The organism is Tardiphaga sp. OK245, assembly GCF_900108575.1.
Classification (GTDB): Bacteria; Pseudomonadota; Alphaproteobacteria; order Rhizobiales; family Xanthobacteraceae; genus Tardiphaga; species Tardiphaga robiniae.
On record NZ_FNWZ01000001.1, the window covers coordinates 1,062,763 to 1,077,568 of the forward strand.

15 protein-coding genes are annotated in these 14,806 nt (G+C 60.9%); 7 read left to right on the forward strand and 8 right to left on the reverse strand.

Annotated elements, in window-relative coordinates; translation table 11 throughout:
- Nucleotides 1–117: 117 nt before the first annotated feature.
- Together BLW80_RS04880 and BLW80_RS04885 are read left to right on the forward strand one after the other, a co-directional pair.
- Entirely contained in the window at nucleotides 118–1,014 is an 897-nt protein-coding gene (locus BLW80_RS04880; RefSeq protein ID WP_093757028.1) for a substrate-binding domain-containing protein, read from the forward strand.
- Nucleotides 1,015–1,016: 2 nt separating this feature from the next.
- Complete coding sequence (locus tag BLW80_RS04885; RefSeq protein ID WP_093757029.1) at nucleotides 1,017–1,571, forward strand: PQQ-dependent catabolism-associated CXXCW motif protein; 555 nt, start codon at nucleotides 1,017–1,019, stop codon at nucleotides 1,569–1,571.
- A 127-nt stretch (nucleotides 1,572–1,698) separates the two neighbouring features.
- On the opposite strand, the gene BLW80_RS04890 is transcribed toward BLW80_RS04885, so the two are convergent.
- The gene (locus BLW80_RS04890; protein WP_093757030.1) at nucleotides 1,699–2,442 is read right to left on the reverse strand and encodes a class I SAM-dependent methyltransferase; all 744 of its coding nucleotides are present in this window, start codon (nucleotides 2,440–2,442) and stop codon (nucleotides 1,699–1,701) included.
- 226 nt (nucleotides 2,443–2,668) lie between these two features.
- Here BLW80_RS04890 and BLW80_RS04895 point away from each other — a divergent pair, with 226 nt between their 5' ends.
- Complete coding sequence (locus BLW80_RS04895) at nucleotides 2,669–3,112, forward strand: GNAT family N-acetyltransferase (protein ID WP_093757031.1); 444 nt, start codon at nucleotides 2,669–2,671, stop codon at nucleotides 3,110–3,112.
- Nucleotides 3,113–3,375: 263 nt separating this feature from the next.
- On the forward strand, nucleotides 3,376–3,876 hold the full coding sequence (locus tag BLW80_RS04900) for a GrpB family protein (RefSeq protein WP_093757349.1): 501 nt from the start codon (nucleotides 3,376–3,378) through the stop codon (nucleotides 3,874–3,876).
- Nucleotides 3,877–4,018: 142 nt separating this feature from the next.
- Here BLW80_RS04900 and BLW80_RS04905 read toward each other — a convergent pair whose 3' ends face one another.
- Genes BLW80_RS04905 through BLW80_RS04925 form a run of 5 tightly spaced genes read right to left on the reverse strand, consistent with a single transcriptional unit; the run spans nucleotide 4,019 to nucleotide 8,457 of the window.
- Nucleotides 4,019–4,627, reverse strand: coding sequence for a hypothetical protein (locus BLW80_RS04905; protein WP_093757032.1), 609 nt, complete (start codon nucleotides 4,625–4,627; stop codon nucleotides 4,019–4,021).
- A complete protein-coding gene (locus BLW80_RS04910; protein WP_093757033.1) occupies nucleotides 4,624–5,472 on the reverse strand; it encodes a lanthanide ABC transporter permease protein PedC in 849 nt (282 codons plus the stop codon). Before BLW80_RS04910 ends, BLW80_RS04905 begins: the two co-directional genes overlap by 4 nt.
- Nucleotides 5,469–6,290 (reverse strand): lanthanide ABC transporter ATP-binding protein PedB/LutE, encoded by an 822-nt coding sequence (locus BLW80_RS04915; protein WP_093757034.1) that lies wholly within the window; start codon nucleotides 6,288–6,290, stop codon nucleotides 5,469–5,471. The genes BLW80_RS04910 and BLW80_RS04915 overlap by 4 nt, the downstream gene beginning before the upstream one ends.
- Nucleotides 6,287–7,279 (reverse strand): YVTN family beta-propeller repeat protein, encoded by a 993-nt coding sequence (locus BLW80_RS04920; protein WP_139285778.1) that lies wholly within the window; start codon nucleotides 7,277–7,279, stop codon nucleotides 6,287–6,289. Before BLW80_RS04920 ends, BLW80_RS04915 begins: the two co-directional genes overlap by 4 nt.
- A complete protein-coding gene (locus BLW80_RS04925; protein WP_093757035.1) occupies nucleotides 7,276–8,457 on the reverse strand; it encodes a lanthanide ABC transporter ABC transporter substrate-binding protein PedA1 in 1,182 nt (393 codons plus the stop codon). The genes BLW80_RS04920 and BLW80_RS04925 overlap by 4 nt, the downstream gene beginning before the upstream one ends.
- A 130-nt stretch (nucleotides 8,458–8,587) precedes the next feature.
- Here BLW80_RS04925 and BLW80_RS04930 point away from each other — a divergent pair, with 130 nt between their 5' ends.
- Nucleotides 8,588–9,100 carry a DUF3280 domain-containing protein gene (locus BLW80_RS04930; RefSeq protein ID WP_410001845.1) on the forward strand — a complete coding sequence of 171 codons (513 nt, stop codon included), beginning with the start codon at nucleotides 8,588–8,590 and terminating at the stop codon, nucleotides 9,098–9,100.
- 13 nt (nucleotides 9,101–9,113) lie between these two features.
- Here BLW80_RS04930 and fghA read toward each other — a convergent pair whose 3' ends face one another.
- On the reverse strand, nucleotides 9,114–9,959 hold the full coding sequence (gene fghA / locus BLW80_RS04935) for an S-formylglutathione hydrolase (protein ID WP_093757036.1): 846 nt from the start codon (nucleotides 9,957–9,959) through the stop codon (nucleotides 9,114–9,116).
- Between the two features lie 71 nt (nucleotides 9,960–10,030).
- Nucleotides 10,031–10,651, reverse strand: a complete 621-nt coding sequence (locus tag BLW80_RS04940; RefSeq protein ID WP_068734560.1) for a response regulator transcription factor — start codon at nucleotides 10,649–10,651, stop codon at nucleotides 10,031–10,033.
- 201 nt (nucleotides 10,652–10,852) lie between these two features.
- Here BLW80_RS04940 and BLW80_RS04945 point away from each other — a divergent pair, with 201 nt between their 5' ends.
- Nucleotides 10,853–12,274, forward strand: coding sequence for a histidine kinase (locus BLW80_RS04945; protein WP_093757350.1), 1,422 nt, complete (start codon nucleotides 10,853–10,855; stop codon nucleotides 12,272–12,274).
- A 106-nt stretch (nucleotides 12,275–12,380) separates the two neighbouring features.
- Nucleotides 12,381–14,798 carry a TonB-dependent receptor gene (locus tag BLW80_RS04950; RefSeq protein WP_093757037.1) on the forward strand — a complete coding sequence of 806 codons (2,418 nt, stop codon included), beginning with the start codon at nucleotides 12,381–12,383 and terminating at the stop codon, nucleotides 14,796–14,798.
- The last annotated feature ends 8 nt before the right edge of the window (nucleotides 14,799–14,806 follow it).

Below are 14,806 nucleotides of genomic sequence, written 5' to 3' on the forward strand. Positions count from 1 at the left end.
CAATCACCCGGAAAGTGCGGCGCAACATCGGAAGCGCCCCATTGCATCTTGCACGCTTAAAACGAGAGGCCTAGGTTTTTGTCGTGTCACCCATCAAATGTGAACGGCAGGTAGCGCATGCACCACAGAGCGGAACGATCCGGAAAACGTCGCGCGCTACTCACGTCGCTCGTTGCGAGTGCGCTGCTGCTTGAGGGCCTATGCACCGCGCTTGGCCAGACTGCTGCCACCGACGATCTCTCGATCGAGCTGGTCGATCCGCAGTCGCTGCGTGTTTGCGCCGATCCGCGTAACATGCCGTTCTCGAATGAGAAGGGCGAGGGCTTGGAGAACAAGCTCGCCGAGCTGTTCGCAGCCAAACTGCAGAAGAAGCTCGATTACGTCTATTTCCCGCAGGCGACGGGCTTCGTTCGCATGACTCTCGGCGCGCATCGTTGCGATGTCATCATGGGCTTCCCGCAGGGCGACGACCTCGTCCAGGGCACCAATCCCTATTACCGGACGGCCTATGCCCTGGTATCGAAGACCGGCGCCGGTCTCGATGATGTCACGACACTGGATGACGCCAGGTTGAAGAGCAAGCATATCGGCATCGTGGCGGGGACGCCGCCGGCCACCAATATGGCGGTCAACGGCTTGATGGTGAATGCGAAGCCCTATCCGTTGGTGATCGATACCCGCATCGATTCATCGGCACTGGCCATGATCAAGGACCTCACAGCTGGCGATATCGACGCAGCGATCCTGTGGGGGCCTATGGCGGGCTTCTACGCCAAGAACGCCAATCCTCCGCTTCATGTCACGCCGCTGGTCAAGGAAACCACCGGGCCGCGCCTCGTCTATCGCATCGGCATGGGCGTGCGCTCCGCGGATCAGAACTGGAAGCGGCAGCTCAACCGGCTGATTCAGGAAAACCAGCCGGCCATCAACAAGGTCCTGCTCGATTTCGGTGTTCCCATTCTCGATGAGAACAATCGTCCGATCGGGCCGGAGGCGGCGGCCAAGTCGCCGTGACCATGCGTTACGCCATCCTTCTCGCGATGGCACTGGTGATGGTCACGACGGCCCGGGCCCAGGATATCGTCCCCGAGCCCGACGACTATCGCACCGACAATTATCGCACGCCGGTGCCGGCGACGCTGAAAGGCGGACGCGTCATCACGACGAAAGACGCGGAGGCGATCTGGCGCGACAAACGCGGCGCCTTCATTGATGTCATGCCGCGTCCGCCGAAGCCGGCCAATCTGCCGCCGGAAACGGTCTGGCGCGACAAGCCGCGGCACAACATTCCGGGCAGCCTGTGGCTGCCCGACACCGGCTACGGCAGGTTGGCCGCCGAGACCGAGGCCTATCTGCGGGATGGTCTCGCGCGCGCATCGGCCGGCAACCGTGCTGCGCTTCTGGTGATCTACTGTCAGGCCGATTGCTGGATGTCCTGGAATGCAGCGAAGCGTGCGCTGTCCTATGGCTACAGTAATGTCGTCTGGTATCCGGAAGGCACCGACGGTTGGGAGCTGGAGGATCTACCGCTGGCGGATGCGCAGCCTGAACCGCGGTCCCCGGCGAACTAGGGCGTGGACTCACAAATGGAGCCTTTGGCCGGACCGAAGCAACGATGTCCGCTCCTAGGCTTGGCACCGACGTCGCCCCCCGTTGCAACAGTGCTAACAACGGACGGAGTCGAGACGCGACTTCGACCTACGCCTTTCGAGCCACAATGAGAAAGTTCTCGGCGAAAAATCCCGGGACCTTGAGGCTTCGGCATACCTTTTCGAATGGTTGGACCAGCACTTCACAGAGGCGCGGAAGGAAACGACCCGGTCGCGGGAGATAGCCGTAATATGTGCTCTCCACTACCTCAAATCCCTCATCCGACAGCACTCTCGAAAACTGGTCTAAGGTTAGGGTGTTTCGAGGCTTTCTCGGATATGCTCGGTTCAGGATACGACTAACCAATCCGATCGGCGATGATGCATTCAGTTGGATGTTGCACACCAGCACGCCGCCCTTGCGGAGGTGCCGATAGATCGCCCGCAATGCATCGCGCCTCAGCGCGTTCTCTGCATTCAGGAAAAACCGAAACGCGGTGGCGACGTCAAAGGTCTGTTGGCCAGTGGCATTCGTGATGTCGATGCATAGCAGTGTCACGTTGTCGGGCACTGACGCTGCCAGTAGCATAGCTTCTGACACGTCGACCCCGACAACCGAGCCGAAGAACAGGGCTGCGACCTTGGCAATGCGTCCGGTTCCGCAGGCGAAATCGAGGCTTGTTCGGTCTGGCCCTCCGAGCGGACGCAGAATGCTTTCGAGCAAGGGCTGCTCGACTTTCCGCCACAAGGCCGCGCAATAGCCTACCTCGAAGGTATTGATATAGTCGGCAACGATATCCGCCGACTGGTGGCTCGTGCGATAGCTCTCGCTGGACGTGTCTCCGTTGAGCATAAGGATGCGTCCCGTGAGCCGAACGGCCGGACGCTAACCACTATGCGTGGACGAGGTCTTCATGCATTTGAATGACAGCGGAATGCGCAGCGAAATCGTCTGTCGGGCACGGTGGTCCAACTCCCTTCGATCAGACTACGGCTCGACGCCACTGCCACCACGTTGTCAGCAGGGTTCTGATATAGTTTTCGCTGCAGCGCATAACTATTTGGGGCGGAGTGAATTGATGACTAAACCCAGTATCGTCGTCGCAGACGATATCACCGCGGATATGCAGAGCGCGATAGGCGGCGGCCTTGATGCGTTTAACGACGAAGTAACGGGTTATGGTGACCGGCTCCCTTTAGCAGTGCTGGCCCGACATCCGTCCACCAATACGATTATAGGGGGAGCGCTCGGCCGATCATCGCTTGGGCTGCTGTTCCTCGATCTATTTTACATACATCCAGAACATAGGCGCGGCGGTCTCGGCACGAAAATTCTTCAAGCCTTCGAGGCGGAGGGAGAGCGGCGCGGCTGCGTTGCAGCCGTCCTGTATACAATCAACTTTCAGGCGCCAGGCTTCTACGCACGTAATGGATGGCAACCTTTCGGCGAAATACCCTGCTTGCCGCGCGGTACGAGCCGCATCTTTATGTCGAAACAATTTATTCGCACCCGGCTGTCGTAACATTGGCATTCATCCGGCAACTGTCAGCAATTGGCCTGCTGTTGGTCCGAACGGATATGGCGCGCCGGGATAACGGCCATGGCAGCTTTTGGCCCATCGCGATCTTTGCTGCGGTTGCACATAGGCGAGCGGAATCGCAGTGAAGCAGAGATCGAATTGCCCGCAGCCACCGCTAAACCTGCCGCAAACGCCCCCCAAGTGGCCGAAGCTCCTGCCTCTCGGTGCGATCTATGCGGAAATCGTGTTTGTGCCTAATGTATAGAATGTCGCTCACCAGCCCTATCAAGCCTTATGATCCAACATGGCCTCAGCAGTACGCCGAAGAAGAGGCGCGGTTGAAACTCATTTTCGGTCTCGTGCTGATCGAAATTCATCATGTGGGCAGCACCGCTGTACCCGATTTAGCGGCCAAGGGAGAAATTGACGTGCTTGCCGTAGTGAAGTCAGACAGGGGGCTGGAAAATTGGAGCCGATCATTGGCGGAGCTAGGCTATCGTCGTGGAGGCGACCTCTCGCTGGGCCACCATTTCTTCAAGCGGGACTTGAACGGAGTCCGCACTCACAAGCTTCATGTTTGCCTGGACGGGCACCGACAGATTGGACGGATGCTGAAATTTCGAGACCATCTGCGCAGGAATGGAGGGGACCGTTCGAGATATCAGGAGTTGAAGCTAAGGCTGGAGCGCGAAAATGCCTCGGGTATTCAACAATACCTAGCTGCCAAAGACCCGTTCATCCAAGACATCCTGGCCAAGCTTGATTGAGCGGTTCCTCAACAAGATCAAGCAATGCCGACATAGTGCCACCCGCTATGGCAGGTTCGCCGCCAATTAACTTGCCTTTGTCAAGCTCGCTTCGATCCATCTCTGGATACGGGCTTATGAGTCCACGCCCTGCCACGCGATATCATTCCATCTCCTGCTGGATGGTGCGGCTAAGCGCGAACAGCCGCTGGTCGATCAGCGTCGGCACCTCGCAGACGAAGGTGGCGACGCGGCGTCGGTCGTCGAAGATGCGGGCTTCCCATAGCAGCTTGTTGTTGAGTTCGTCGATCTTCGCCTGATCGGGTGGTGACGCACTCTGCAGCGTCTGCAGCATGGCCGTGTCGGCGCGGACCCGGTCGGCGGCTTCGCGCTGTTTACGCGTGACGCGTTCGAGACCGGCCAGCACTGTCGCGCGCTGCGCGTTCAGACTGTCGAACAGCCCGGCGAAGATCAGTTTGCCTGACCTGGCCTTGTCCGGCGATCGCGACAGAAAATCCGTGATCGCCTTCTGCGCTTCCTCAACGGGTACGCGCCGTGTCGCCAGACGTTCGACAAGTGCGCTGACCTCCGCGTCGTCCTTCCAGGCGCTGGCGACATCGTCGATCGGCGGTCCGGCCCAGACGGCGGCCAGCGAGATTTCCGGCACTTTGGCCTGAATGCACGGCCAGTCGGGATAACGCGGATCCGCGGCCTGCGCAGTGCCCGACCAGATCAACAAGAGTGCTGTGATGATGCCGATCGCTCTGTTCATGTCTCGCCCCCGGCTGGTGCCCGGCGGGCAAGGCCGCGACCGGGATCGTAAGCAATGATTGCACCGATCATGAATACGGCGGTACAGCCCGCGACAACGGCAAGGGAGACCCAGTTGACCTTGTCATAGAGCGCGAAGCGGATCAGTTCGACCGCATGGGTGAAGGGATTGAACAGGCAGAGATAATAGAGCATCGGGCTGCCCTCCTGCACGCGCCACAAAGGATAAAGCGCGGACGACGCAAAGAACATCGGGAAGATCACGAAGTTCATGACCCCCGCAAAATTCTCCAGTTGCTTGATGCGCGACGATATCAGCATGCCCAGCGATCCCAGCATCAATCCGGACAGGATCAGTGCCGGTAGAACAGTGAGATAGCCGATGAGCGGCGGAGCGATGTCCCAGAACCACGCGATCAGGAGAAACGCATAGACCTGCAGGAGGGAGACCACTGTCCCGGCCAGCAGTTTGCACACCAGCAGGAACCAGCGCGACAGCGGGCTGACCAGAAGCGTCCGCATGTTCCCCATCTCGCGGTCATAGACCATCGACAACGACGACTGCATGCCATTGAACAGTTGGATCATCGCGATAAGGCCGGGCGCGATATAGACCTCATAGAGAATATAGGTCTCGTAAGGCGGGATGATCGAAATACCAAGCACCTGCCGAAAGCCAGCGGCGAAAATGAACAGCCAGACCAGCGGACGCACCAGCGCCGAAACGAAACGCTCGCGCTGATGCAGGAAGCGCAGCGCTTCCCGCCACAGGATGCCGTTGAGGCAGGTTAGATAATTGCCGAAACCCAGCTTGCGACGCTCATGCGTGACGAATGTCGTACTCACAATGACCTCCCGCGCTGGTCGGCTGCCTCGGTCATGCTCCGGAAAGCCATGTCGAAATTGGCAGCGCCGGTTTCGCTCAGGATCTGCGTCACGGAACCGCGTGCAAGCACATGGCCGCCATGCAGAACGACGAGATCGTCGCTGGCGGCGATCTCGTCAAACAGATGTGTTGCCCACAGCACGCCGATGCCTTGTTCCGCGACCAGCATCCGGACATGCGCAAGAATATCGGCACGCGCCTGCACATCGAGGCCAACGGTTGCTTCATCCAGCAACAGCAGCCGCGGCCGGTGCAGCAATGCGCGGGCGATCTCGAGACGTCGCATCTGTCCGCCGGAGAGATCGCGCACCCGGCTGTTCACCCGGTCGGCAAGGCCGATGCGTGCAATCACCTCGTCGCCGCGCAGCCGGGCCTCGCGCCGCGCGATGCCCTGCAGTGCCGCATGATAGAGCAGGTTCTGCATGACAGACAGATCGAGATCGAGCGTACGTGGCTGAAACACCACGCCAAGCAGCCGCAAGGCATCGCTCGGCGTATCGCTGATGTCGTGGCCGAATACGCTGATCCGTCCAGTTTGAATGCCGAACAGCCGGGTGATCAGCGCTATCAGCGTACTCTTGCCCGCGCCATTGAGGCCGAGCAGAGCCGTGAAACTCGCCGGTGCGACATTGAAAGAGACATCCGAGAGCGCCTGCCGACGACCATAGCAATGGCTGATGCCTGCGACCGACAGAGCGGGTGTCAACGCCGGCGCGTCAATTGGCTCCGGCGCGTCGTGCGCGATCTGGTCAGGGCGGGATGTGTCGATCGTGGTCATGGCCGTGCCATGGCGATGCCCCAGGGCAATTCGCCGACCTGAATGGTCTTGATGACCTTTTGTGCCGCCACGTCGATCACCGAGACATCGTTGGAGACGCCATTGGTGACCAGCAGATATTTCTCATCGGGGGTAAACGCCATGTGCCAGACCCGCTGGCCCACCAGCAGATACTTGATCACTTTGTGGGTCGCCGCATCGACGACCGCGATCCGGTTGGCGGGGCCGAGCGCGATGAACGCGATCTTGGCATCCCGGGTCATGCCGATGCCGACCGGCTGAATGGCTTCGCGCCGCAGACCGGGAATGTTGAACTCGATCTTGTCGGTCACCACCCGCTTGGCGGGATCGATCACGGATACGGTGCCGCCGATCTCGGACGACACCCACAGTTCCGAGCCGTCGCGCTTGAATTCGGCGAAGCGCGGGCGTGCGTCGACCAGGACATTGGCAACGATCTCGCGCGTCGCGGTGTCGATGAAATGCGCCATGTTGGTGGTTTCGGACGTGTTGATCAGGATCTTGCCGTCAGGGCTGATCGCCATGCCTTCGGGCTCGACACCGACCTGCACGTCGCCCATGCGCACGCGTTTTTCGAGATCGATCACGGTCACCGTGTTGTCGTTCTCGTTGGCGACATAGAGAACCTTGCCTGCGGCATCCTGGGTGAAAAGCTCAGGATCAGGACCGGACGGCAGCGAGTCGACCACCTTCTGGCTGGCGACGTCGATGATCTGGATGGTGTCGTCGTCGCCGACCGCGACCAGGACCGATTTGCCATCGCGCGTCAGTTCGATGCCGCGCGGACGCTGACCGACCTTGATGGTCGCGGTGACGGTCCAGCTATCCGTGTCGATCACCGAAACGGTGTTGCTCTTCTCGTTCGACACATAAGCGAGAAAGGCCGATGCAGGTACTGCCGTCGCAAGCCACGTCGCTGCTCCACACAGCCAGACACGACACAGCATCTTCGATCTGTTCATCATCATTGCAGCCTGCATTTGCTTTCCGGACGATCTATACCGAGCGTGTCGAGCTCCGAAACCTGATGCAGGAAGCCGTCCTGCGGCGAGACCGAGATCACCATGCGCCCGTCGACCAGCAGGATCGGCTGGCGTAGCTGCAGGTTCCAGTCGCGGATCGTGAGCCGCTGCCCCTTGAAACCGGCGATGGAGAAATCGGGCGACTTCAGAAACGCCAGAATGGCTTTGCCGTCGCCCGAATTCGTGCGGGACGCGGCTTCGCCGATCATGCGGGTCGCAAGCCAGGCCTGCATGTCGCGCGCTGTCATGCGGCGCGCATTCAGTTTGGTGAAGCGGTTCTGGATCTGCACGGCGCCCCATTGATCCTGTGCAGCATGCCAACTGGTCGGCACCAGACCCGCCGATCCCGCAACCGGCCGCGGATCCCAGGTGCGATAGGGCAAATAGGAGGCGAAGACTTCGCTCTCGTCGGCGGCGATCATGACGTCATAGGCCGGTGCTTGTTGCGTGAAAATCGGGATCTGGCGCTGGATCAATGTGACGCCGCTATCGGTGCGCCGCGCGCCGCCCGTGTCCTCGAAGACGCGTTCCTGCACGATCTTTGCGCCGAACCGGGCGGCGGCCCGGCGATAGGCGTCGGCTTCAAGCCGATCGTCGTCATGCGAGCCGACCACGAGTAGCCAGCGTTTCCACTGCTTCCACACCAGATACTGCGCCAGCGCATCCGCCAGCATCGATCGCGTCGGCGCAATATGGATCACATTGGCACGGCAGTCCGCCTCGCGCAGCCGATCGTCGGCGGCACCCACATTGAACAGGATGCCGCCGCGGTCACGCACCGCGTCGGCCGCCTGCAGCAATGCATCGGGCGGCAGGTCGGCAATGATGAAGGTGCTGCGGCTCGCGAGTTCGCGCGCGGCTGCGGCGACATCGTCGCCCTCCTTCACACGAATCTCCTCCAGCCCGAACTGCTGCTTCAGGAACTTGCCCGTGGTGTTGTTGTCCTCGATGGCGAGCCGCGCGCCGGCGATGCCATCGTTCTCGGACGGTAATTCGACCAGCGAAAGAGTTGCCTTGATGCCGGCCTGACCGAGATAACCGATGCTGATCGTCAGCGGTTCGGCCGCCAACGCAGACGACGTCACGGCGCAGAGACTGATCGCGCCGATCAACCACCGTATCATGTTCCCTCCGGCTACTCCTTCCCGGCTTGGCGCCGGTGAAGGGTCTCGTGCTTGAAACATGAACCAATTATCGTAGCTTGCAACCTCGGATTCTGCCGACGCGTTGCATTTTAATGATGCGAGGTCCGCGATGAGAGCCCTATCGATCACCGTGCTGTTACTGATGATGACAGCGACGGCTCACGCCGCAGCGCCTAAAGTGGCGGTGTTCAATTTCGAATGGCTGGATACGAGCCTCGAAGGCGAGGTGAAGGGACGCCGCAGCGACGAGCAGGCAAGACTGCTCCATGCTGCCGATCAGCTTCGCGAGGAGATGAAGCAATCCGGCCGTTTCGAGCTGCTGGATATGTCATCGCTCAATGTTGCGGCGCAAGGCCGGAACTTGCAGGCATGCGGCGGCTGTGACGTACAACTCGCGCAGCAGATCGGTGCCGACCTCGTCATTACGGGGCTCGTACAGAAAGTCTCGAACCTGATCCTCAATATGAACATCACCTTGCGAAATGTTCACACCGGGCGGCTGGTCGCCACAATGAGCGCTGACCTGCGCGGCAACACCGATGAAAGCTGGTCGCGCGCGACGAGCTATCTGGTGCGCAACCGCCTGCTCGCTCCGAATTACGGTGCGCCGCAGCCGCAGTAACGCGAGCCGCAGCTCACCCTTTGAGCCGCGCCGCGTGCCAGCGCAGATGATCGGCCATGAAGGTCGAGATGAAATAGTAGCTGTGATCGTAGCCGGGCTGGTGGCGCAACGTCAGCGGAATGCCTGCCTTTGCGCAGGCATTCTGCAGCAGTTCAGGCCGCAATTGTTCGGCCAGAAAATTGTCGGCGTCGCCCTGATCGACCAGCAATTCGGGGAATCGCGCGCCGTCCTCGATCAGGGCAACCGCATCATGCTTTCGCCAGACAGCCTTGTCGTCGCCGAGATAGCCGCCGAGCGCCTTGATCCCCCACGGCACTTGCGACGGCGCCACGATCGGCGCGAAAGCGCTGGCCGCGCGATAGCGATCGGGATGACGCAGCGCAATGGTCAGTGCGCCATGCCCGCCCATGGAATGGCCGAGAATCGACTGACGACCGCTATCGATCGGGAATTGGTCGGCCACGAGCTGCGGCAGCTCCTCGGTCACATAACTCCACATGCGATAGTTGCGCGCATACGGCTCCTGGGTGGCATCGACATAAAAGCCGGCGCCCAGTCCGAAGTCATAGGCATTGTTGGCGTCACCGGGAACATCGGCACCGCGCGGGCTGGTGTCCGGTGCAATGAAGATCAGCCCCAGTTCGGCGCATGCGGCGCGAAACTCGCCCTTTTCGGTGACATTGGCGTGGGTACAGGTGAGGCCCGAGAGATACCAGACCACAGGCAGCCTGGCGCCGTCTTGATGCGGCGGCACATAGACCGAGAATGTCATGTCAGTTCCGGTCGCGCGACTGGCGTGTTTGTAGACGCCCTGTGTGCCGCCATATGATCGATTGAGCGAAACTGTCTGCATGGTCATGACTTTACAGGTTGGGTGCGGCAGCGATGCGACACCGCCGAAACAAGTGATGTCTGGTCAGGGACGCCCGGTCAGGCGATGCCACGCTCGATGGCGAAGCGCACCAGTTCGACTGAGCTGCGGACGCCGAGCTTTTGCCGCATGAGTGACGATGTATTGGCGACCGTCTTGTAGGAGGCGTGAACCATCCATGCAATCTCGGCAAGGCTCTTGCCGGCACCGAGCAGTCGCAGGATCTCCATCTCGCGCGAATTCAGCTTCGACAGCGGGCTCTGCGTCAGCGCAGGTCCGGCAAAGGCTAGGCTTCGCGCCATCGCCGGTGGCAGATACACGCCGCCCCGCGCAACCTCGTAGACGGCCTCCAGCAGATCGTGTGGATCGCCGGTCTTGGAGACATAGCCCTTGGCGCCACTCTCGATCGCACGGGCAGCGAAGATCGGGTCGTCATTCATGCTGAACATGATGATGCGCATCGTGTCGTCGCGCAGCAGAATGCGCCGCGCCAGTTCATATCCGGACACTGTCGGCAGATTGATATCGATGATGCAGATATCGGGATCGCCGGTCAGGAAAACCTGCTCGCCACTGGCGGCATCGGAGGCTTCCAGCAGTTCGATCTCCGGATCGTCCGCGAACACCGCGCGGCAGCCCGATGTGACGATGGGGTGATCATCGACGATCAGAACGCGCATGGGTTAACCCCGTAAACTCTGTCAGCAGGTCCAGGCCTGCTCCTCGATTGCTGCGCTGCATCAGTGGTACAGCAATCATACGCCTTCGGAGTGACATGATTGACAATCGGAGGTCGCCTCGATCCGATATGATCGCCGTCGAATTTCGCTGTCAAGTTCATAGTCGCGGCATGCAGGCGAGATGCGAGTGAAAGCATGGTCATGTGGCAGAAACTTTCGCTGCGCGCGCGGATCAATCTCCTGGTAGCGCTCGTGCTCGCTCTTGGCCTGGTCGCCAATGTCGTGCGGCTCGCGCTGGAAGCTGGCCCGCGCGTCCAGGCCGAGGATCAGAGCGTGATCCGGCTGACGCGTGAAGTCATCGAAAGTATCGGAACTGGCCTGAGCGAAGCGCAGGATCCAAATGCGCGGCTCGATAAAATTGTCGCCGATCTCAATCGATTGCGACATGTCAGTATTGTCAGGCAAAGCGATGGGAACATGCCGTCCCCGAAGAGTGACGGTCAGGATCGGAGCGACGGTGCAGGCTCTCCGCCATCGTGGTTCGTATCCTTGATTCACCCGGAGCGGATATCGGAGTCGGTGTCGGTGATGGTTGGCGAGAAGCGGCAGACGCTGCTGATCACCTCACATCCCGATGACGAGATGCGGGAGATATGGGACGGCATCGTCACCCAGCTGACACTCAGTCTGATCGTTGCAATGGTGCTGTTCGTCGTGACTAGCCTGGTCGTCAGGCGGGCGCTGGCGCCGCTTGATGCATTGTCGCAGGCCATGGTCGATATCGAAGCGGGGAACTATCAGGCGCGCGTCGCCCCCGCGGGAGCGCCGGAACTCGCCGCACTCTGCATCCGGCTCAATCATCTCGCTGCCACATTGGGCGATGTGCTCGAGGACCGGCGGCGTCTGGCGCAACGGGCCGTCTCGCTGCAGGATATCGAGCGCAAGGATATCGCGCGCGAACTGCATGATGAGTTCGGGCCGTATCTGTTCGCCCTGCGCGCCCATGCAGGCGCAGTGATGCGTCTTGCCGATCACGATCCGTCGGGCACGGGTGCCTTGTCGAGGCATGGCACGGCCATTCTGGCGCAGGTCGATGTCTTGCAGCAGTTCAATCGCCGCATTCTCGAGCGATTGCGACCGGTCGGGCTGACAGATCTCGGTTTGTCCGGTGCCATTACGGTCTTGCTGCGTCTCTGGCGCGAATCCCATCCGGAGGTCATGATCGAGAGCCTGGTATCCCCGACGCTTGCTCCGCTTGGTGAGGTTGCCGAACTAACCGCCTATCGTGTCGTTCAGGAGGCACTCACCAATGTGTTCCGCCACGCGCAAGCCTCTGCCGTGAGCGTGATCATCGAACCGGTGATGGGAACAGCGACGAAGCCTGAATATGACAATGTACTGGTCCGCGTGCGCGACAATGGCCGCGGCCTCGATCCCGATCGCAATGGCGGCTTTGGTCTGGTCGGTATGAGAGAGCGGGTCTGGGCCCTGGGCGGGACGCTCGCGGTCAGATCTGATGTGGACGGTGTGACTGTCGAGGCTATCATTCCCGTGACTGATTCACTGCAAAATGCGCCTGTGACGCGCGATCGGGAATTTGTCCCGACTTTATCGGGAAAATAACTGAACCGGATTTCGACATTTGCAGATAGCGCAGTCCTCCTCACTCGCTAGTATCACACTACCGGACGGTGCCATCAGAGCGCCGACGCGGAATGGGGTGAAACAGATGCGCGTAAGAGTGCTGGTCGTGGCTTCGCTGTCGACGGGTCTTCTACCGGTTTCCGAAACGGCTTTTGCGCAAAGTCCGCCTGGAGAGCCGCAGGTGCTGCCTCCGGTCGTGGTGTCCGCCCCCGCCACCGCCAGCAAACGCGGCCCGCGGCGTCAGACCACCCAGCGGGTCGCCGAGCGGCCGCGTACGGTCTACGTCTATCCGACCACGCCGACGTCGCGTTCCGGCATCGACGTCGACAAGGTCACGGCGAGTATCAATTATGTCGATGCCCGCGCGATCGAACGTGCCAATTCCCTGAACGTCACTGATGCGCTGCAGCAGCAAGTGCCCGGCATTCTGATCAATGAAGTCGCGGGCAATCCCTTCCAGCCCGATCTGCAATTTCGCGGCTTCGTGGCGTCGCCGGTGGCCGGTACGCCGCAGGGGCTCGCGGTCTATCAGAATGGCGTGCGTATCAACGAAGCCTTCGGCGACACCGTCAATTGGGACCTGATCCCGACCGCGGCAATCCGATCGGTCACCGTGGTCACCAACAATCCCGCCTTCGGCCTCAACGCGCTGGGCGGCGCGGTCAACATCCAGATGAAGGACGGCTTCAACTATCAGGGAGCCGAGCTCAGCACGATGGGCGGCTCGTTCGGCCGCATCCAGGGCTCGGCGCAATGGGGCAAGCAGGTCGAGGGTTTCGCCGTCTATGGCGCGCTTGAAGGCCTGCATGACAAGGGCTTCCGGAACTTCGCGACATCGGACGTCCGACGCTTTTATGGCGATGTCGGCTATCGCAGCGACAATAGCGAGCTTCACCTCAATATGGGCGTCGCCAACAACAAGTTTGGCGCCTCGGCGACCGTTCCGGTCGAACTGCTGCAGCAGAATTATGGCGCCACCTATACGACGCCGCAGACCTCGAATAACCGCGTCGGCTATCTCAATTTCACTGGCAAGGTCGAGGCCACGCCAACCTGGACGGTGGAGGCGGCGGCGCATCTTCGCTTCTTCCGGAACAAGACCCAGGATGGCAATCCAACCGGCACCCAGCCCTGCGAAGATCCGACCCTCCTGTGCTTCGGCGATGACGACACGCCGGCCAATGGCCTGAACGGCGCGCAAATTGCCAATCCTTTCGCGCCCGGCGCGGTTCTTGGCGAGAATGATCGTACCTCGACGCGCTCGACCACGGTGGGCGGCTCCCTGCAGGCGACCAATACCGATCAGCTGTTCGGCCATAACAACCGCTTTGTCGTCGGCGCCAGCTATTCGTCCAGCGCCAGTCACTTCACGGCCAGCGCCGAACTCGGCACCATCGGCCCGGATTACATCGTCACCGGCAGCGGGATTTCCCTCGGTCAGTCCGGCGACCCGATCGCGATCGGCCCGGTGTCGCTGCGGACCACCAACCGCTATGGCGGCATTTACGCGCTCGACACCTTCGATGTGACCAATGCCTTTTCGATCACCGGCGGCGGCCGCTTCAACACGGCGCAGATCGTGCTTGAGGATCAGATCGGCACCGCGCTCAACGGTGACCACACTTTCAACCGTTTCAATCCGATCATCGGCGGTACCTACAAGATCACGCCTGAGCTGACGGCCTATGCCGGCTATTCGGAAGCCAACCGCGCGCCGACCCCGCTGGAACTCGGCTGCGCCGATCCCGCCAATCCCTGCATCGTCGGTGCCTTCCTGATCTCCGATCCGCCGCTCAAGCAGGTGGTTTCGCATACGATAGAAGCTGGTCTGCGCGGCACCAAGGAGCTGAATGCGGGCACGCTGGGCTGGAAGCTCGGCGCCTTCCGCGCCACCAACAACGACGACATTCTGGCGATCCCGAGCCCGGTGCTGCAAGGCTACGGCTATTTCCAGAATGTCGGCTCGACGCGCCGCCAGGGTATCGAGGCGGAGGTCACGCTGCGTGCACCGACCCTGCAGCTCTATGCGAGCTATGCCTTCGTCGATGCGCGCTTCCTTGATCCGCTCGCGATCGGATCGAACAGCCCGTTCAAGGATGACGACGGCAACGTCCAGATCCTGCCCGGCAACCAGATTCCGGCGATCCCGCGTCACCGCGTCAAGGCCGGGTTCGACTATGCGCTGACCGACGCTTTCAAGGTCGGGGCTGATGCGCTGTTCGTCAGCAGCCAGTATTTCGTCGGGGACGATTCCAACCAGGCGCCGAAACTTGAGGCCTATACCGTGTTCAACGCCCACGCGTCGTATCAGATCGACAAATCCGTGCAGGTCTTCGCCCGCGTCGACAACCTCCTCGACCGACGTTATTCGACCTACGGGACTTTCTTCGAGACCGACTCGGTGCCGAATTTTGCCAATGGCGGCGCCCAGTTCACGGACGCACGTTCGGTCAGCCCGGCGCGGCCCCGCGCCTTCTATGCCGGTGTGAAGGTCAGGTTCTGACGGGCCTG

Coding starts and splice junctions, on each gene's coding strand:
- BLW80_RS04880 (WP_093757028.1), top strand. CDS start 118: ATGCACCACAGAGCGGAACGATCCGGAAAACGTCGCGCGCTACTCACG.
- BLW80_RS04885 (WP_093757029.1), top strand. CDS start 1,017: ATGCGTTACGCCATCCTTCTCGCGATGGCACTGGTGATGGTCACGACG.
- BLW80_RS04890 (WP_093757030.1), bottom strand. CDS start 2,442: ATGCTCAACGGAGACACGTCCAGCGAGAGCTATCGCACGAGCCACCAG.
- BLW80_RS04895 (WP_093757031.1), top strand. CDS start 2,669: ATGACTAAACCCAGTATCGTCGTCGCAGACGATATCACCGCGGATATG.
- BLW80_RS04900 (WP_093757349.1), top strand. CDS start 3,376: ATGTCGCTCACCAGCCCTATCAAGCCTTATGATCCAACATGGCCTCAG.
- BLW80_RS04905 (WP_093757032.1), bottom strand. CDS start 4,627: ATGAACAGAGCGATCGGCATCATCACAGCACTCTTGTTGATCTGGTCG.
- BLW80_RS04915 (WP_093757034.1), bottom strand. CDS start 6,290: ATGACCACGATCGACACATCCCGCCCTGACCAGATCGCGCACGACGCG.
- BLW80_RS04920 (WP_139285778.1), bottom strand. CDS start 7,279: ATGATGATGAACAGATCGAAGATGCTGTGTCGTGTCTGGCTGTGTGGA.
- BLW80_RS04925 (WP_093757035.1), bottom strand. CDS start 8,457: ATGATACGGTGGTTGATCGGCGCGATCAGTCTCTGCGCCGTGACGTCG.
- BLW80_RS04930 (WP_410001845.1), top strand. CDS start 8,588: ATGAGAGCCCTATCGATCACCGTGCTGTTACTGATGATGACAGCGACG.
- fghA (WP_093757036.1), bottom strand. CDS start 9,959: ATGACCATGCAGACAGTTTCGCTCAATCGATCATATGGCGGCACACAG.
- BLW80_RS04940 (WP_068734560.1), bottom strand. CDS start 10,651: ATGCGCGTTCTGATCGTCGATGATCACCCCATCGTCACATCGGGCTGC.
- BLW80_RS04945 (WP_093757350.1), top strand. CDS start 10,853: ATGTGGCAGAAACTTTCGCTGCGCGCGCGGATCAATCTCCTGGTAGCG.
- BLW80_RS04950 (WP_093757037.1), top strand. CDS start 12,381: ATGCGCGTAAGAGTGCTGGTCGTGGCTTCGCTGTCGACGGGTCTTCTA.